Origin of the sequence: Salinisphaera sp. SPP-AMP-43, from assembly GCF_049568105.1 — a bacterium.
Lineage (GTDB): Bacteria > Pseudomonadota > Gammaproteobacteria > Nevskiales > Salinisphaeraceae > Salinisphaera.
Genome location: NZ_CP145335.1, coordinates 559,532 through 578,238, shown reverse-complemented (window position 1 = coordinate 578,238; position 18,707 = coordinate 559,532). Strand labels below are relative to the sequence as shown.

Sequence of the window (18,707 nt, the reverse complement as noted above, 5' to 3'; positions counted from 1 at the left end):
AAAGAATTTCGCTAGCGGCAGTTCGGCCACCTGCTCGGTCACACGGGGGTTGCTCGCTTCACCGACGCGATATGAATCTGAATGCGACATCGATTTGCCTGAAGCGATACGAATCAGGCGATCATACCGGCCCCAGCCTCGAGGCGTGCCGGAATCAGGCGACGACGAACTGGCCCATCATGCCGTTGTCCTCATGTTCCAACGTATGGCAGTGGTACATATAGGCATGTTCGGCGGCAGCCGGATGCTCGAAGCGGGCCACCAGTTCCACGGTTTCGCCGCCGCGGACCAGTACCACATCCTTCCAGCTGCGCTCCTGGGGCGGCGGTGTCTTGCCGCCGCGTGCCCGGATGAGAAACGAGGTCCCGTGCATATGGAACGGATGCGCCATCAGGCTGACGTTGGTGACCTGCCAGACCTCGGTCGCACCCAGTTTCACATGGACGTTGATCTTGTCCATATCCATGTACTCGCCGTTGATAGCGAATAGGTCACGGCCGCCCACGCCGGCACTCATGCCACCCGGCCCGTGGGCTGCGCGCGGCGCATAGCCGTGGCCCGCCTGCAGATGCATAAACGCGCCCGAGGCGATCATGCCGTTCATGAGAAAACGTCGCGTGGCCCCGTCCGGTTCGAGGCTCGGCGGCTCGACGAGCTGCTCCGGCAGGCCCGTGCCGAGTGCCAGCGAAGGCCCGACCCGTAGCTCGAGCAGATCGAAGCCGCGACGATCGTAATCGTCGACGGCCATGGGCGTGCGATACAGATCGGGCACGACGGCGCCCGAGTCGCTGGCAAGCACCACCCGCCGACCGTAATCGCCGCGTAGATCGACCAGGATCTGGACACGCTCGGCCGGCGCCAACAATAGCTGATCCATCGGCGTCGGTTCGGCGAGCAGCCCGGCGTCGCCGGCGATCACGTAGAAACGCCGTCCGTCGGCAAAGGCAAGATTGAGATTGCGGGCATTCGAGGCGTTCAACACCCGTAAGCGCAGCCAGCCCGCCGCGACCTCGGCATAGGGCTGTTCAACGCCGTTGACTAGGAACCGATCGCCTTTCATGCCCATGACATCGCCTGCAGCCGTCATGTAGGCGAGCCGACCCTCGGCGTCGAGGCGCCGGTCCTGGATCGCGACCGGCAGATCGTCGATGCCGTAGGTGCGCGGCAGGCCGAGCTGCCGATCGGTGTCGTCGTCGACCCACAGCATGCCAGCCAGGCCGGCATACACCTGCGGCCCGGTATAGGCCTGTGGATGCGGGTGGTACCAGAGCGTGGCGGCCGGCTGGCTGAGCGTATAGGCCGCGGTCCAGGTTTCGCCCGGAGCGATCACGCTGTGCGGGCCGCCGTCCATCTGCCCCGGCACCTGGGCGCCGTGCCAATGCAGGGTCGTAGGCTGATCGAGCCCGTTGTGTACATGCAGCGCCACCGGCTGGTGGCGCGGAATACGCAGCGTCGGCCCCAACCAGGCGCCGTTATAGCTCCAGGTCGGCGTCTGTATACCGGCGACCAGTTCGCTCGTGCCCGGGCGGGCGACCAGCTGGTAATGGCGCACGCCATCGGCATCGAGTTCGCCGGTGGCCTGCGCCGGAATCGGCAGCGGCCGCTGGAAGACACCGGCGTCCAGCACCTCTGCACCAAGGGCATGCCAGCCGGGCCGCCCGGCGCGAACACCCGCGGGCCAAAGCGCCGCGCCGGCCAGGCCGGCCGCGAGGCCCTTGAGTACTCGGCGTCGGCCGTGACGATCAATCGTGGTCATGATCCCTGAACGCTGCAAAGAAAACGGACCGCACAACGACTTACGTTGCCCGTTGCCACGCGGAGGCAGTGCGCGGCCGATCATGGCGGCAGCAAGCGCCGAGGGCAAGACGCCGGGACCGACTCGACCGATCGCAAAAAAGCCCCGGTCTAGACGACCGGGGCCGGGTTGCAGGTCAGCTTGCCTGCGGCGTCGATCAGCGCGCCAGTACCCGCAGCTTGGATTCGACCATGTCGTAGTCGAGATAGCAGCCCTGCAGATGACGCTTGCCGGTATTCGGATTGAACTCGCCGCGGCCATGCAGCACGCGCCGGTTGTCGAAGGCAATCATCTGGCCTGGCGCCAGCTCGAAGTCGGCGCGATAACGCGGCGCTCGTAGCCGGGCCCAGAAATCGCAGTAGGCAGCGTACCAATCCTCGATCTGGTCTGGCGCGATATCGATAGCGTCGCGAATCCAGTTGTTGAAGCGGATTTCGCGCAGCTCACCATGATCGTCGGTGCGAATGATCGGCTCGCGCACGGCGATATCGTGGCCATCGTCCTGGAAACGCAGATCGATGGGCGTCTCGGCCAGCATGGCGAAATGCTTCGGCGCCTCGTGGCGCATGGCCTCGGCCACGGCGAATCCGTCGGCAAAGGTCGAGGCGCCGCCTTCGGCATCGTTTTCCAGGCAGTACAGCAGCTGGATGTCCGGCGGATTGCGCCAGTTCGGCAAGTCGGTATGCAGCTCCAGCTCGATCGCCGTGTAGGCCGCGTTATTCGGATTCGGCTTGGACTGGACGTCGAAGCGCGCGCCGAAGTTGGTTGCCCGCAGCGGGCCGATGGATTCGGCAATGCGCACTACTTCGTCGAGATCGGTGGGGCCGTTATCGAGCAACACCAGACCATCGCGGATCAGCGCTTCGAGCCAACGCCGCTGGCCATCGTTGCCGGCCGTGAAATCGCTATGCGCTACGTGCTCGGGCAAGAACCCTTCACGCCAGGCCCGGGCGGCCGGCACGGTCGGCTGGAAGCTATGGCCGCCGGGCCGGCGCTGGTGCAGCCAGACGCCGTCGAACCGACTGTCATGGCCGTCCGGCCAAGTCAGCGCCAGCACGCCGTTGTCGAGCGAAACCTTCGGCACGCCGACTTCGGCATCGATGATCTTGAACAGGCGCTCGCGCGAGGTCGCATGCCGGCAGGCATCGCAGGGGCAATGATCGCGCAGCCAGATCGGCGGCAGCGCAGTTTCCGCGCCGTCGTCCCAGGTCAGGGCCACACGCGGCGCCCCGTCGACCTCGATAAGCTCGGCCGAAACCAAGGCCGGACCATCGCTGTAGTCGGCCAGTTCCTTCATCTCGACACGTTCTTGATCGATCACGGGCGCCATATATTTCCTCGTCTTGTGCCGGCGAGCTGCCGGCTCGCGAAATGTTGTGAACTAGGATGAACCCGCCCCGCAGCCCCGACAAACGATCAATCCCGGGCCAATGCCTTAGCTTAGATTGGGCATTTACGGCACCATGGCCGTATGCAATATAAAAACGAACCGCCCCTGCCCGCATCGAATCCGCAGCTGGAGGCTTATTGATGGCCCGCCTGCCCCCGGTGGCCTGGCTGCAAGCCTTCGAAGCAGCCGGGCGTACGCTCAGTTTCACCCGGGCCGGCGAAGAACTGGCCATTACCCAGTCGGCGATCAGCCAGCGCATCCGCCTGCTCGAGGCCCGGCTCGGCCAGGAACTGTTCATTCGCCATGCGCGCTCGCTCACGCTCACCGAAGCCGGGCGTGCCTGGCTGCCGAGCGTGCAGGAAGCATTCGACCGGCTCGCCCACGGCACCGCCGAAATCTTCGGCCCGGAACCGGATGCCCCGGTCACCCTGCGCGCCACCCCGGCGATCCAGCAGTTCTGGCTGGCGCCACGGCTGCAGGCTTTTCATCGTCAACAGCCCGAAACACCGCTGCGCGTGGTCACCGGCGTATGGGCCGACGACTTCATCGGCGAAGACGTAGATATGGAAATCCGCTACGGCACCGGCGACTGGCCGCAGCTTGTCCAGCAATCCCTGGGCACCGATGCGATGACACCGGTCTGTGCACCGGCACTGGCCGAAACCCTGGATTCGCCGGCCGCCCTCGCCGGGCAAACGCTGCTGCATACCGCGGGCTTCGCGGTCGGCTGGCCGGCCTGGCTGGAGGCAGCCGGCCTGGCCGATCTCACCACCCGGCATCTATGGTGCGACACCCAGAGCATGACGCTGCGCCTGGCCGCCCAGGGCTGCGGCATCGCACTGGCGCATCGCGGCCTGATCGGCGATCGCCAGATGCTGGTGGCCCCCTTCGAACTCACCTGCCCGGCCCGTGAACAATTCGTGCTCACCCGCCCCGAACGACGCTCGCTGCGTACCGCGGCCAGCGAACTCTGGGATCATCTGGTGGCGACGATCGATTAAGGCCTGTGAACACAACGGGCCGGGGGCGCGTAACCGACTCGAACGGGACACCGTATATTCCCAATGTTTAGGCCGGTGTGTCGGCTATCGGCCAGAAGCGGACTTTACATCTCCGCAACGTCTGGGCGAAGAACACCTTGGTATTGCCGATAGATTTCATTTGTCGGCTTTCAAACGCCAGTCGTTCGGTTCGAGTCGATCGCCCGGCCGGAGTATCGGCACCATGCCGAGCTGAATGACCAGTGCGGCAAGCATCACGAGCCAAGCGGCATCGAGGGATGAAAAGATATATCGAATGCCGCCGGCTACCAGCGGCATAACGCTGGCGACAATGTAGCCGCCTCCCTGCACAAACCCCATGAGACTGCCAGCGGCAGACGCTTCGTCCAGGTGATCTAGCGATACGATCAACGAGAGCGGAAAAAGTGAACCGATGGCGACGCCGATTGTGACGATCGCCGGGGCGGCCAGCACATCAGGTGCACTGATCAGTATGAGTAGCCCAACACACGTTAGCGCAAGGATCACGAAAAGTAAGCAGCGTCGGTCGGGAAATCGAGTGATGACGGATGACAGCGTGAGCCCGGAGACAACCTGACAGACTGTTAACCCGCCGAGTAAATAACCACTGCTCGAGGCACTCCAGCCGTGTTGTACGAAAAAAGGAGGTAGCCACGCCAGCACGAGCGTGTATGCGGCTGTCCCGATCCCGAAGAAAAGCATAAGGAACCACGCACGGCGAGAGCGCCAAGGCAGAGAATAAGCACGTCCGCCGGGATCGACCGATCGCGTAGCAGTCGCATTTGTCCAGACGGCGCCGGCAATGACAGCGAGAATCCCCCAGATCGAGAGCGATACTGGCCAACCAACGAAGTGCGCTATGGGCATCACGGCAGCCGAGGCAACTGCGGCACCGCCCATGATGCCGGTCGTGAATAACGCCATGCCTCGTCCGGGGTCGCCGATCGGATGCTGTTTGATGAAAGTGGGCATGAGCGCCTGAATGGCTGCGATGCCGATTCCGCCCATCGCGGCGGAAGTGAGCAACCCCGCTGGTGAATGCCAGGGCAATCGCAAACCGCTGCCTATTGCGATGAAAGCGCACGCGAGAAGCACGGCGCGACGCACGCCGATTCGCGCTTGAATAACGCCGCCCATTAGAGCGACGCTTCCCATCGCGAACACCGGGATCGTGGTCAATAAACCGCCTTGTACATCACTCAACCCAATGCGATCTTGCATCGTTTCCAGCAACGGACCAATGGTGGCCATGATCGGGCGCAGATTGAGCCCCAACAGGATGATGGCCGCATAGAATGTAATTGAAGCGGTTGTAGCACTAGGTTGCTTACTCATGGCGGATCCTCTTTCCGAGTGCCAAGAATCTCCATATAAAGTATCTTAATGTCAAGACAAAAAGACGATCCACAAAGTGAACCGCGCGCTGACGTTGCGGCGCGACAGTGGGCGCGAGAACGCCCGGATATCGATGCTTTTCCGATGCAGGTTCTGGGTCGGTTATCCGAAGCCGTGCAGCTTATCGAACGGCAACACTTGCTCCCATTATTCCGCCGGCATGGATTACACGGCAGCGAGTTCGATGTTCTGGCGACGTTACGCCGGTCCGGCAAGCCATTCGCCCTAACGCCGACAGCGCTTTACCAGGCGATGATGATTTCGTCCGGCGGCGTGACGAATCGAATCGACAGACTCGAAAGAGCCGGCTATATCAATCGAGCGAAGAACCCGCAGGATCGACGAGGCGTGCTAGTGCAACTGACCGTACAAGGAAAAGAGAAGATCGACGAGATGCTCGAAGAGCACGTCGCAAACCAAAAACGCCTCTTGAGTGCGCTCACGACGAATGAACAGCTCGAACTGGACCGCCTGATTGAGTCATTAATCCGGCATCTTCCATCAGGCGAGTAAAGCCGTTCGGTTCAGACCATGCGTTGCTAGGTTGAATATCCCCGGGATGATCCCTATAGAAGCAAGCCGGCTTGAGCTCTTTCCATGTCCGCTCCGGATCCAGGCTGTGTGAAAACTCGGGACATCGGCATTTTAGGGGGTTCTTTACCCCTGTCCAGTAGCCGATCGTGGCGTCAGCGGGCGTACAGAGCGTCGGTTTTTAGCTGGACCGCAACCGGCTTGAGTTTTCACACAGCCTGGGTCGTAAGCGGACGCCAACGCGGCGCTCGGATCAAACGGCAACAGGCCCTAGACAGCTAGATCAAACACGCGTTGTTTTGTCGCGTGAAATCCAGCATCGGTTTCTCGTTGCCAGGCGTCTCGAAGTAGTCGATCGCCTCACGCCATTCGGTTAGCGGGAAAATTCGGACGCAGGGCAGGTCGGTTTCAAGTAATCGAGGCCAGATCGCGTGAAAATGCTGTTGCCATTGCTGGGCGGTCAGCGTTTGTAGCTCATCTCGGAGATGAAAGCGGTGATAACAGGCGCGTGGCCGGATCACGGGGGCGAGCGGCCAGCCGGTCAATAATCCGTATCCGACAAAGACGCGGTTGTTTTTCATCGACTCGAGTATTGAAGTGGCGATAGGTCCGCCCAGCGCATCAAAGGTTATGTCGATATCTTTGGCCACGTGCTCGATTGCCGATTTATCGTCGAGTCGTAGCGGTTTAATACCGAGTTCACGTAGCGCCTGCGCCCGGCCAGGCGACCGATAAACGCCTATGACTTCGGTCGCGCCCTGCTGTCGTGCCCAGAGCCCAAGCAGGTTGGCACAGGTTGAACCCGCGCGCGTCAACAACACTCGCTTGTCGAGAACGGGCCACTTTTCGAGCATTCGAATGGCCGCCAATGGATTGATGTAACTGCGAGCGGCGGTGGTGTCATCGATGTTATTCGGCACGCTAATCGCCAGTGCGGGATCGCAGTCGACAAAACATTGCCAAGTCCCGCGTCCCCGCAATGGCAGAACGCGTTGCCCGATGAGATCCGTATGTGTACGCGGTGCATCGACGATCCTGCCCTCGCCTTCATAACCGGCTACGGCCGGTAGCTTTATCCGATGGGCGTACGCGCCGGTTATCGGGATCAAGTCCGACGGGTTGATCGGTGCCAGTGACATCTCGACCCGCAAAAACTGGTTCGACGTGTCTCGGGATTCGTCTCGCTCCAGGCCGAGTCGTTTGGCCGGTGGGCCGAACGACCGGTAGCGCAGGCAATAGTTATCCATGACGACGAATTTTTCATGGGCGACGGGCTATCGTCGAGAATTAAGACACATCCTGGCTACGAAGTAATTTGCGGTGCGCGTCCGTTCTGGGTCGATAGCAGCCCACATCGCACGTACGATGATATCGCCAAGGATGCCTTAGGCGCCGAGGTCATTAGTGCAAATAGTCGATAACCCGCACAAAGCCGGCCAATTAACGATCAAAACCATGCGGAGCATGAAGCTACACGTCATATTGCCTAGGCGCTACTGTATGGAACCAAAAGCGACAAGCAGTATTCAGTCAAACCAAAGCCCACAATCGCGACCACGACGGCCAACCCCACACTGCCCGACCAACGAAGGACAACCGTCGTGATGAGCCCGCCTACACCGTAGGGTATGAGCGTCGACCAGTTCGGGCTGCCTAGAATCGGCTCAGTGAGTGTTACAACAGCCAAGGCGACCAGCAGGACTGGGCCGATGATTTTAGTGGCGGGGTGGTCGCTCGACAGCAGGGTGAGCAAACGGCTCTTGGGCGACAGCAGAAACGGAATGACCCGGCAGAAGGCCGTGACGACGGCCATCGCTGCGATCGCGACCAACAGTGTGTGATGCGTCATGGCCGAGACTCTCGATACTGCCAAGAACAGACGGCGACACTTGCGGCGATTGCGGCGAACAAGGCCACCGCAATGTTACCCACCACGATCGCGCCCAGCGCGCCTATAGCGCCCGCGGCGAGCGGCCACGCATTGCCTCGGTGCAGATTGTCCAGCGATAACGCTAGAAACAAGGCTGGTAAGGCGAAATGCAGCGCCTTCGTGACTGCTGGGGCGGCATCTTGAATAACCGTGCCCACGGCGCCGCCGACGGCGGTACTCACCACCCAGCACAGATAGGCGGTCAGCGCCACGCCAACCAACCAAGCGGTCAGCTCGCGTGTGGGTTTTGCCTCACGTTGGGTCAGTGCGGTGGCGAAGACTTCATCGGTCAGCGACATCGCCAACGGCACGCGCGCAACGAGCGATTTCGGGAAGATACGGCGGATCAGGGAGCCATAGATCACGTGTCGTGAATCAATCAGCGCGCATAGGGCCACGACGTAGAGCCAGGGTGTCCCGTTTTGCATGGCGGCAAGCAGAATGAACTGGCTGCCGCCCGCAAAAATCGTGGCCGAAAACAGGATCGGCACATACAGCGGGTAGCCGAAGCTCGTGGCCGCCGCGCCGAAGGTGATCGCCACCGGGATGTAGCCCAGGCAGATCGGGATCGCCGCCCGAAGACCCCGCCCACTCGCGTGTACCAGACTCATACGGCTTCGAGCGCGAAGACGTGCGTGCCCGCGTGCCACGGATCGCGGCCGTGGGTCGCATAGATTCGGCGGTGGCTGATCAGCTGGAAGCCGATCTCGTTCGCCAGATCCATGAAGCAGACTGGCGACGTCTTCTGTTCGACTTCGTAGTCCAGTCCTGCCACCAACGCTTCGAGTTCGAGCACGTGAAATCGATAGAAGGCGAGTTCGGGGATCGAGGCCTGCCCCGGCAGATCCAGGCGATGAATCTGACTCAACAAGCGCCGCGCCTGGCCCGCGGCGACTTCGCCTTCGCCGGCGAGCGCGTTGTAGAGCATGTTGGGCACGTTACGACGACAAAGCCGGACCAGCTCTGCCTCGTCCGGGCTGACCCGGGCCAGATCGGCGTGAATCAGCGTGTCATGGATATAGCGCAAGTGATGCGCCAGCAGGTGATCGCCGCGCTGTCTTTTGTTGCCGAACGGCTTGATCATCTCGTCGCTGACGCAGAGCGTACCGCCTATATTCATTCGGTCGCGGATACTGCCCAAAAACACGGTCGTATCCAGATGATGCGATGCCCCGATGGAGATGACGTGGTTGTACTTCGGCTCAAGAGGGATATCAGCTACGCCTGCCAGCATAGTCGATATGTGGGCGTTGTTCGCGAACCGCTTCTCCAGATACCGATGTGCGGTACGACTCGGATCGACGGCCAGAAACTCGGTGTTCGGGACCAGCTCGTCAATCATGGACAAAGGCAGCCCCGGCCCGGTGCCGACATCCAGAACGCGACCGTTTTTTGGGGCATCGACGGTATGCAGATGCGCGGCGACTTCGACACACTGGCGGGCATAGGCCGGATGCACGAGTTCGAAAGCCGCGTAGCTGTCCACATCGATCCAGTCTTCGAACAGGACATCTGACGTACCCGGTTCGCCCGATGGTGAAGTCGCGTTTTTGACGCCGACGTGGCTCGGGACCGTGGCGTGGCCGGCATTCGTCAGAACCTCAGCGGCCAGCGTGGACAGGCAAATATCAGCACTCGTGGCCGTTTCGCGAAGCGCGGCGTAGTCGGTATCCGCCAGCCGGACGCGCCGTGCGGCTTTATTAGCCAGATGGACGGCTTGCGAGAGCGTCGCCGGGTACTCCCGATGTGGAATGCATTCATGGCTGCCGACGTTGGCCAGCACAATCACCTCGGGGGTGTGGCTCCCCGCGTAGGCCATCGACATCCCGGGCCCCGTCTTCGATTCCGGCCCGAGATGGCCTACGAGTGCCTCATAGGCTTGATCGAAGTTCAGATGACACCCTGTGAACCGAAGTCGTCCAAACGGGATGCCGTGCTTGGATTCGACGCATAGACGTGTGACCAGGTCTTGTACGCCGGACCATGCTTCCCGCGTTACAGGCCAGTCGAGACGCGTCGCGTGCGAATCCTTGAAGGCCGATCGTTGATCCGGATAGATCACCGAGACGATCGCCTGAGCCCCGGACTCGGCCGCTTGGTAGAGATGTTCCTGATCCGCCTTGAAGGTTTTCGACTGGCCAGCGTATAGCATGGTGCGATCGTCGATACCGCCGACCGTCAGCGCGCCGCTAAGCACGAGAACGTGTTCGGTCACCCCGGACACATGCGCGTCGGCCTCTCTGAGCGAGGAAGCTTCGAACGTCATCCGGAACGTCTCGATCTTGCGCTCGGATTCTTTGTAGTTGATCAGCTCCACAGAGACCCCCTCTGACGTGGAGGCTTGCGCCGGCGCTCTGCCGACTAGGTCGCCGTACCCAACGTTCAGTACCTGAGCCAGCTGCCATATGGTCTCGATCGTCGGATTGCCTTGGCCACGCTCGAGATTGGACAGGGTGGACTTGCCGATACCGGTCAGTTCCGACAGCCCCGTGAGCGTGATTTCACGCTCGGCACGATAGGCTTTGATGTTGGTCGCAATCTGGGTGTGCAGGTCGTGGTTCGTCGTTGCGCTCAAGGGATGCTCCTACATAGTGCGTCCTTTCCACTATAATGGAACTCCTGCCCGGTTTGGCAACTGTGCCCGTGCTCTATAGTGGATCTAGGCGTAATGACGCGCACATCGCCAGGAGCGACCTAGCCTGCTAAACGTCGGCCGTACAGTATATTGGAATAAATCGACTCGAAAACTAACGGGGCCGTGTGGCGCAAGCGTTATCTGTCGTTTGCTCTAGGTTGAGATGCCTCGGCGCGTGCGGTTGGCGCCGGAGCGGCGCAATGATCGCCTTGATGGCTGGATTCGGTCTGGGTCTGTAACTGATCATCGCGATCGGTGTTCAAAACGCGTTCGTCGTTCGCAAGCACTCCGGCGCGAGCATGTTTTGCCGATATGGCTCGTCTGTTCGATCTCCGACATGGCACTTATCATATTAGCGTGGCGGATTCTCGACTGTAGCGGTCCACACGGAATGGTCTAGTGTAGGTGAGTGGGTTCATTTTGCCGCCACCAGCGCAGCACAATTATCTCCATCAGTCCTCGTTATTATGACAGTCCGCTTTGAGTCGATAGCCGACGCCCGCCATAACAAGCGTTTTCGCTCGACACACTTGTAATCGAGGCCGGCATCGCATTAATGGGCAAGCCAGCCATAGCGCTTTTCAAGTCGCCGTCGAAGATGAAATACAGTCTCCTCTGGATGCCACGGGTCCGTATTCGGTTTTGAGAACTGCTGGCGAATTTTTCGCCGGCGTTCACTCGATAGTCCCAACGAGCAGGCCCGAATCGTAGATGGTTTACCGAGCAAAAGATTAAGGACGCGGACACGTCGCGCCTTGCGAGCATCAACGCAAGGCGCGACGAGCAACCAGCTTCCCTATACTCTCGCCCTGTGGCGCGTAGGCGCGGCCAGAGAACAGCCATGAACCGTCGTGACCTGCTGACAACCTGCGGCGCGATCGCAACGGTCGCCGCATTCCCGGAGCTTCGTGCTGTCGCGGCTCCAGCCAAGGATGGCCCGGCACGCTTGGCAGCCCTAGAGACGAGCCACGGCGGCCGGCTCGGGGTTGCCGTGCACGATACCGAAAGCGGGCAGCGTTTTTCGTATCGCGGCCACGAACGGTTTTTGATGTGCAGCACCTTCAAGCTGCCCCTGGTTGCCGCGGTCTTGATGCGGGTGGACCGCGGTGAGGAACGGCTCGACCGCCGTATCGTCTTCGACCAGGACGCGATCCTCGATTGGGCTCCGGTCACCATGCTCAACGTCGGCGCGCCGGGCATGACGATCGAGCAGCTGTGCGAGGCGGCCACCCTGGTCAGCGACAATACGGCCGCCAATCTGCTGCTGGAAACACTCGGCGGGCCGGCCGGTTTCACGGCGTTTATCCGCCGCCTGGGCGATTCTGCGACCCAACTGGATCACGTGGAGCCGTTGAACGATGCCCAGTCCGGCGAACAAGACACCACCACCCCACTCGCCATGCTCGGGGCCCTATACAAGCTGCTGGTCGGCGATGCCCTGTCTGAGGCCTCGCGCCGCAAGCTGATGCGCTGGATTACGCTGAACCAGACCGGCGCGCATGGCCTGGAAGCGGGGCTACCGGCGAACTGGCGGATCGGCGACAAAACCGGTTCTGCCAGTACCGCCAATAACGATATCGGCATTATCTGGCCGCCGGATCGCGCCCCGGTGCTGGTGACGGCTTATTACACTAATAGCGAGCGCGATAGCCGCCAGCGGAAACAGGTGTTGATGGCGGTCGGCTCGCTGGTGGCCTCAACGATCTAGCCACGCCCATCGCCAAACCGGCCTGCCCTCACCTGCGGTTGCAGCCACTGCGCCGCAGGCGGACCCCGCTGCGAACACGAGGCGGCGCCGGCTGGGTCGCGTCAGGCCGATCGCAGCGATCGGCTTCTTCGGCTTGCTAGCAGGCCGAGGAGCCCTGGGCCTTGATCGACACCGCGTTGTCCGCGTCAGTCGCGTTGTCCGGTCGGTGCACAAACACGCTCGGCGCCAGACCCAGCAGCGCGAATACGGCGACCGCCGCCTGCAGAGAGACATGGCCCATCAACAGGCCGAACAACGGCGCGCCCGCGGTCTGGCCGACGGCGATCATCAGAAAGCCGACCATCAGCCCAGCGGCCGGGCGATCGTGCAGGGTCGTGGTGCCCCAGACCAGATAGACACCAGTGAGCATGACATAGGCCGCACCGAATACGGCCCCGCCGATGAGCGTCAGAGCCGGCGTGGTAAATCCTGCCCCGGCTAGGGCGATACTGGCCGCGAGCGCGGCAAGACCAACCCGGTGCACGGTATTCACGCCCAGCCGGGCGATCAGCCAGCCGGCGGCCGCGCCGACGATACCGGCCGCCCCGATCGCGATCCAGAGCAGACCGATGCCGCGGGTCGACCAGCCGAGCCGCAGGCTGGCGATTTCCCCGCCGAACGACCACAGCGCGGTACTGGCCGCGCCCATGAGAAAGGCCGCGCCGACCAGCCGCAGTAGATTGGCGCGCAGCGGCGGCAGCCCACCGGCCTGGCTCGAACGATCGGCCATGGCCGCCGCCGGCAGCGCTAGAAAAGCAGCCACGGCCAGCAGCAAGGCCGTGCCCGCGAACAGCGCGAACACGATCCGCCAATCGCTGCCGGCGGCCAGCGCGATCGGCCCCGTCAGAGCGACACCGGCGCTAGTGCCGGCATTGATGACGGCATTGGTCGAATCCTGGCGCTTGGCGGCTACTGCCTGGGCCACGACATCCGCCATCGGCGGCGAAGCCAGCCCGGTACTGGCACCGGCGAGCACCACGAATGCCGCGAGCCCATAGGCGCTTGGCGCCAGCGCGATGCCGGCCATGCCGATAGCTGCGACCAGGGCCGCGCCGACCGCTACCGCACGCGGGCCAACCCGTTCCGATAGCCGCGCCGAGACGATGATCGCCACGCAATAGGCCGCGAAAGCGCCGCCGGAGATCACCCCGGCGAGCCCGGCCGACAGGGCGAGATCGTCGCGCATCTGGGGCAAAAACAGCCCGAAGGCAAGACGCGCAAAGCCGTAGCAGACCGCGATCAGGCCGAAGCCAACCGCACCGATTCGTAGCGCAGGATTCATACGGCGCCTCTTTGGTTGATGAGTTGCCGAGCACAGGCCGCAGCCGCATCGATCACGGCTTCGCCGCGATAGGTGGCCGCTGTGGTCGCGCCTTCGAATAGGGCTAGGATTTGATCGGCCCGGGTCTCATCGGGGACGCCAGCCTCGCGGGCGACCAGTTCGCCGATACGTACATGCAACTGCTGCTGATAAGCCGCGACTGCGGCCTCGATCTCGGCGATCTGGCCACCGGTTTCGGCCCGCAGGCGAAAAAATAGACAGCCCCGGGCACCGTCGTTGTCGGCATGCCAGCGTTTCAACGAGTCGAACAATGCCTCGACGCTGCTGAAGTCGGTATGGGCAAAAAACCGGCGCTGACGCTCGGCCAATACCCGAGCCACGAGCGCATTCTTGCTGCCGACGTGTTTGTAGACCGTCCGGCTCGACAGCCGCGTTTCGCGTACCAGCCGCCCCATGCCAGTGGCATTGAAGCCGTCCTGATCGAACAGGCGTTCGGCAGTAGTCAGTAGTTGTGTATCGATATCCATAGCCCGAATGTAAAACGATCGTTTTACATCGTCAAATCGGACGCGCCTCGTCTTCCCCAAACGCTGCACAGGCACGATCCAATCTGGCCGTAAGCCTTAAAAACACAGGCATCGCCCCACAGAGTCACGCTCTATATCAGCGTGTAGCACGAGGCCTTGCCGAGGTTTCCGGCGCGGCCGCGCCGGGCGTTTGCTGAAAGATGACCACAAGCCGCCCGGCGAGACATCGCGAGCGTGACGTGTTCGCCCTACGCAAAAACACGGCACACCGTATTGCCGGCGCGCCGTCAATTACTGGCCGCTCGTCGTTTCCGGCCGAACTGTTTGTTGAAGACATGGGCCGCCTGCGGCGTTGCCCCTCTGGACCCGAGACGGCCCAGGGGCGACCCAGGGGCGACCCAGAGGCGGCCCAGGGCCAGCGCCCAACACCGTGCAAGAGAATGGCCCGCTCCGAGGTGGCGCCGGACACCCCCAAACGGCGCCTGGCGGTCGCAACCGGGCAGCGCTGCCTAGACGCTGCCCGGCTCTACTCCGTCTTCAGCCGAGAAAATCGCGGATATGTTTAGCGATTTCTACGGCATGGGTTTCGAGCGCGAAGTGGCCGGTATCGAAGAACTCGATGCGGGCGGCCGGCATATCGCGCTGGAACGCCTCGGCCCCGGGCGGCAGGAAAAACGGATCGTGGCGTCCCCAGACCGCTAGAAACGCCGGCTGGTATTCACGAAAATATTCCTGGAACGCCGGATAACGCTCGATGTTGTGGCGATAATCGGCAAACAGATCGAGCTGGAAATCGGCCATGCCTTCCCGCGCCAGATAGTGCATATCCAGCATATAACCATCCGGCGCGACCTGCTCGGGCTCGGGCACGCCGTGGGTGTATTGCCAGTGGGTGGTGTCTTCGGTGAGCAGCACGCGTAGGGCATCGCGATGGGCCGTGGTTGGTTCCTGCCAGTAGGTCCGAACCGGATTCCAGCCCTCCCCCAGCCCTTCTTCGTAGGCGTTGCCGTTCTGGCTGATGATCGCGGTGATCCGCTCGGGATGCTTAAGCGCCAGCCGGAACAGCGTCGGCGCACCGAAATCGAAAACATAGACCGCGAACCGGTCGAAGCCGATCCGATCGGTGAAATCGGCCATCGCCTCGGCTAGGCATTCGAAGCTGTTGCGGGCCGGAAAATCCGAGCGGCCGAAGCCGGGCAGATCGGGGGCGACGATGTGGTAGCGGTCGGCCAGCTCCGGAATAAGGTCGCGAAACATATGGCTCGACGTGGGAAAGCCGTGCAGCAGCAACAGCTTCGGCGCGCCGGGTGTGCCCGCCTCACGGTAGAAGATATGGCTGCCGTTGATATCAACGCTGCGATAGCGAATATCGGTCATGCTGAGCTCCGGTTCGTAGGCCACCAGAAGCGCCCTCAGCTCGGACGGTCTGGCTGTGCGAATAGCCCGCCGAGCGGCGGGGCCTTTGATTGCCAGCGCCAAGATATTTGCTTTCATCTTTTGGGATAACCCAGCAATATTAGGAATCAGACTCCCGAAAAACGGAAGACTATGGATCGCTTCGAGGCGATGTCGCTGCTGATCGCGGTGGCCGAGGCCGGCAACCTTTCGGCAGCTTCCAGGCGCCTGGGCCGGCCGCTATCGACCGTGCATCGTCATATCGGCGATCTAGAGGCACATCTGGGGAGCCGGCTGCTGCATCGGAGCACGCGGCGCACCGAGCTCACCGAGGCCGGAGCGACCTTCGTCACCGCCTCGCGGCGTATCCTCGAGCAGCTGGACGAGGCCGAGCGTGCCGCCCGCGGTGAATATGCCGCGCCGCGCGGCGAACTGGTGATCACCGCGCCGGTGGTGTTCGGCCGCCTGCATATCGCCCCAGTGATCGCCGACTTTCTGGCGGCCTATCCGGAGATCGACGTACGGCTGCTGCTGGTGGATCGGCTGGTCGATTTGATGGAAGAACAGGTCGATATCGCGCTGCGGATCGACGAACTGGCCGACAGCAGCCTGATCGCGGTGCCCGTGGGCCGGATTCGCCGGGTCTGTTGTGCCGGGCCTGGCTATCTGGCAGCCCGCGGTCGCCCAACCCAGCCGAGCGCGCTCGCCGATCATCAATGCATCGCCGTGGGCGCCCCGGGGGCGCATCATGTCTGGCGGTTTGCCGAGAAGGATCGAGGGCTTGGGCAGCCGATTACGCCGCGCCTGACCGTGACCACCGCCGAAGGCGCGATCACGGCCGCCGAGCGGGATGCCGGCATCACCCAGGTGCTGTCGTACCAGATCGCTGAGGCGGGCCGGCAGGCGCGGCTGGAAACCGTGCTGGAAGACTTCGAGCCGCCCGCCTGGCCGGTCAGCCTGGTCTATCGCAGCCAGTCGCCCATGCCGCGCAAAACCCGGGTTCTGATCGATTTTCTGAAGCCACGGCTGCGCCAGCGACTATCGGCCCTGGGCGGCTAAAGCTCGCCTGCGAGCACGCCCGTCCGGCTCAGATCCGGCGCAGCCGCCACATGAAATAGCTGCCACCGATCAGGGTCGCGACCAGCCCAGCCGGGATTTCCATGGGAAACAGCACTTCCCGGCCGACCCAGTCGGCGGCGATCATCAACAGCGCGCCGAAGGCCATGGCGCCGGCCATCTGGGTACGCGCCCGGGCCAGGCCGGCCAGCCGGGCCAAATGCGGCGCCAGCAAGCCGACAAAGGACAGCGGCCCGACGATGAGCGTGGCCGCCGCCGTCAGCATCGCGACCAGCGCCAGCAAGGCCAGCCGGCTGGTCGTGACATGCAAGCCCAAAGCCCGCGAAACGGATTCACCGAGCGGCAGCACGTCCAGCCAGCGCGCCAGCGGCCAGGCCAGCGCGATCAGCACGAGGCCGATGAGCGCGATCAACACCGCACTATGCAGGCTGACGTAGTAGGTCGACCCGGACACCCAGGCCAGCATCGACTGGGTTCGCGGATCGTTGCCGGCCAGCACGATGCGCTGGATCGCATCGAAGGCAAACATCACCGCGATCCCGGTCAGTAGCAGCTGCTCGGGTTCAAAGCCGGCGCGGGCATTGATCGCCGCCAACAACACCAGCGTGGCCAACGCCCCGCCGGTGCCGGCCCCAAGCATCGCCAAAGTGCCAGCTGCCGGCACGAACCAGATCAAAGCCAGCAGCCCCATGCCGGTGCCGGCGCTCACGCCCAACACTTCGGGGCTGGCCATCGGATTGCCGGAGACACGCTGGATGATCGTGCCTGCCAGCGCCAGCAAGGCACCGGCCGCACCGGCAGCCAGTACACGCGGCGCCCGCCACAGCCCGGTCTCCGACCAGGGCAACGCAAACGGGGCATTCCAGCCGTCCAGCCCACGCCCGGCAAACAGCGCAATGATTGCCATGACCACGACCGCCGCAGCCCCCAGGCCGATCATCCGCCAGGGCCGGCTATGTCTGGGCACCGGCGGCGCCGTGTTCGGACGCGGCGCACTGCGCTTGGCCGACAGGCGCGGTATCAGCCACAGCAGCAAGGGCGCCCCGAGTGCGGCCGTGGTTGCCCCGGTCGGGATCAACGAAGCGTTGCTGCCCGTCAGCAGCTGCAGCATCAAATCGGTCGCCGCCAACAGCAAGGCCCCCAGCACCGGCGCCCAGAGCAGGCGCGCCGATAGCGTTCGAGCGCCGCTCAGGCGAACGATCGCGGGTGCGGCCAGACCGATGAAGCCGATCATGCCCAGCCGCGCGACGATGCTGGCGGTAATGAACACGCCGAGGCCCAGGCTGGCCAGGCGCAGCCATGGCAAAGATACCCCCAGATTACGGGCATTGACCTCGTCCAGATCGAGTAGCGCCAGCGAGCGCACCAGAATACCGGCACCGATCGCTGTGATCGCCAGCCGCGGCGCCAGATCGATCGCATCGGCCCAGTTGTTCTGGGCCAGCGATCCCGCGCCCCAGACCATCAGACCATGCAGTTTTTCTTGGTTGAACAGGATCAGCGCCAGCGATACGGCGCCCATATACAGATTGACCACCAGCCCAGCCAGCACCAGTACCGTTGGCGCCAGCCCGCGCCGCCACGCCAGGGCAAACACTAAGGCTATGGCCAGCGCCCCGCCGATGAATGCGATAGTGCCGCGGCCATAGGCCAAAAGCCCGGGCGCGAACAACGTGGCGGCCAACAACAGCACCTGGGCCCCCGAGGCCACCCCGAGCGTGGTTGGTGATGCCAGCGGGTTGCGCAGCGTCTGTTGCATCAGCACGCCGGCCAGTGCCAGCCCGGCTCCACCGAGCAACGCTACCGTCAGCCGCGGCAGCCAGCTGTAGTGCACGAGAATCTGGGTGATGTCGTCCGGATTCGGGGCCACGAACCCACCGGCCCAGTCGCTACCGGCCACGGCATGCAGGGCCGCGGCCGCCAGACCGATCACGACCAGCGCCACCAACCCGCACAGACGTGCCGGCGTCATCCTTGCCGT

15 protein-coding genes are annotated in these 18,707 nt (G+C 63.0%); 4 read left to right on the top strand and 11 right to left on the bottom strand.

The window, feature by feature from the left end; genetic code table 11:
* Positions 1–154: 154 nt before the first annotated feature.
* On the bottom strand, positions 155–1,756 hold the full coding sequence (locus tag V5738_RS02450) for a multicopper oxidase family protein (RefSeq protein ID WP_423822817.1): 1,602 nt from the start codon (positions 1,754–1,756) through the stop codon (positions 155–157).
* A gap of 196 nt (positions 1,757–1,952) precedes the next feature.
* Entirely contained in the window at positions 1,953–3,125 is a 1,173-nt protein-coding gene (locus tag V5738_RS02445) for a TauD/TfdA family dioxygenase (protein ID WP_423822816.1), read from the bottom strand.
* Between the two features lie 200 nt (positions 3,126–3,325).
* Between V5738_RS02445 and V5738_RS02440 the strand changes: the two genes are divergently transcribed.
* Positions 3,326–4,186 (top strand): LysR substrate-binding domain-containing protein, encoded by an 861-nt coding sequence (locus V5738_RS02440; protein ID WP_423822815.1) that lies wholly within the window; start codon positions 3,326–3,328, stop codon positions 4,184–4,186.
* A gap of 156 nt (positions 4,187–4,342) precedes the next feature.
* Here the strand turns inward: V5738_RS02440 and V5738_RS02435 are convergent, their stop codons facing one another.
* The gene (locus V5738_RS02435) at positions 4,343–5,542 is read right to left on the bottom strand and encodes an MFS transporter (RefSeq protein WP_423822814.1); all 1,200 of its coding nucleotides are present in this window, start codon (positions 5,540–5,542) and stop codon (positions 4,343–4,345) included.
* Positions 5,543–5,590: 48 nt separating this feature from the next.
* On the opposite strand from V5738_RS02435, the gene V5738_RS02430 reads away from it, so the two are divergent.
* On the top strand, positions 5,591–6,115 hold the full coding sequence (locus V5738_RS02430; RefSeq protein ID WP_423822813.1) for a MarR family winged helix-turn-helix transcriptional regulator: 525 nt from the start codon (positions 5,591–5,593) through the stop codon (positions 6,113–6,115).
* Between the two features lie 296 nt (positions 6,116–6,411).
* On the opposite strand, the gene V5738_RS02425 is transcribed toward V5738_RS02430, so the two are convergent.
* The 4 genes from V5738_RS02425 to V5738_RS02410 form a co-directional block, all read right to left on the bottom strand.
* A complete protein-coding gene (locus V5738_RS02425) occupies positions 6,412–7,380 on the bottom strand; it encodes a zinc-dependent alcohol dehydrogenase family protein (protein WP_423822812.1) in 969 nt (322 codons plus the stop codon).
* Between the two features lie 239 nt (positions 7,381–7,619).
* Positions 7,620–7,982, bottom strand: coding sequence for an AzlD domain-containing protein (locus tag V5738_RS02420; RefSeq protein WP_423822811.1), 363 nt, complete (start codon positions 7,980–7,982; stop codon positions 7,620–7,622).
* Positions 7,979–8,605, bottom strand: coding sequence for an AzlC family ABC transporter permease (locus V5738_RS02415; protein WP_423822810.1), 627 nt, complete (start codon positions 8,603–8,605; stop codon positions 7,979–7,981). Before V5738_RS02415 ends, V5738_RS02420 begins: the two co-directional genes overlap by 4 nt.
* 65 nt (positions 8,606–8,670) lie before the next feature.
* Positions 8,671–10,638, bottom strand: a complete 1,968-nt coding sequence (locus tag V5738_RS02410) for a helix-turn-helix domain-containing protein (protein ID WP_423822809.1) — start codon at positions 10,636–10,638, stop codon at positions 8,671–8,673.
* Between the two features lie 901 nt (positions 10,639–11,539).
* On the opposite strand from V5738_RS02410, the gene bla reads away from it, so the two are divergent.
* Positions 11,540–12,406, top strand: a complete 867-nt coding sequence (bla, locus tag V5738_RS02405) for a class A beta-lactamase (protein ID WP_423822808.1) — start codon at positions 11,540–11,542, stop codon at positions 12,404–12,406.
* Positions 12,407–12,542: 136 nt separating this feature from the next.
* Here bla and V5738_RS02400 read toward each other — a convergent pair whose 3' ends face one another.
* From V5738_RS02400 to V5738_RS02390, 3 genes are all read right to left on the bottom strand, one after another.
* A complete protein-coding gene (locus tag V5738_RS02400; RefSeq protein WP_423822807.1) occupies positions 12,543–13,727 on the bottom strand; it encodes an MFS transporter in 1,185 nt (394 codons plus the stop codon).
* Positions 13,724–14,254 (bottom strand): TetR/AcrR family transcriptional regulator, encoded by a 531-nt coding sequence (locus tag V5738_RS02395; protein WP_423822806.1) that lies wholly within the window; start codon positions 14,252–14,254, stop codon positions 13,724–13,726. Before V5738_RS02395 ends, V5738_RS02400 begins: the two co-directional genes overlap by 4 nt.
* A gap of 537 nt (positions 14,255–14,791) precedes the next feature.
* Positions 14,792–15,631, bottom strand: a complete 840-nt coding sequence (locus V5738_RS02390; protein WP_423822805.1) for an alpha/beta fold hydrolase — start codon at positions 15,629–15,631, stop codon at positions 14,792–14,794.
* Between the two features lie 171 nt (positions 15,632–15,802).
* Here V5738_RS02390 and V5738_RS02385 point away from each other — a divergent pair, with 171 nt between their 5' ends.
* Positions 15,803–16,708, top strand: a complete 906-nt coding sequence (locus V5738_RS02385) for a LysR family transcriptional regulator (RefSeq protein WP_423822804.1) — start codon at positions 15,803–15,805, stop codon at positions 16,706–16,708.
* A gap of 28 nt (positions 16,709–16,736) precedes the next feature.
* Here the strand turns inward: V5738_RS02385 and fhuB are convergent, their stop codons facing one another.
* Positions 16,737–18,698 (bottom strand): Fe(3+)-hydroxamate ABC transporter permease FhuB, encoded by a 1,962-nt coding sequence (gene fhuB, locus V5738_RS02380; RefSeq protein ID WP_423822803.1) that lies wholly within the window; start codon positions 18,696–18,698, stop codon positions 16,737–16,739.
* Between the last annotated feature and the right edge of the window lie 9 nt (positions 18,699–18,707).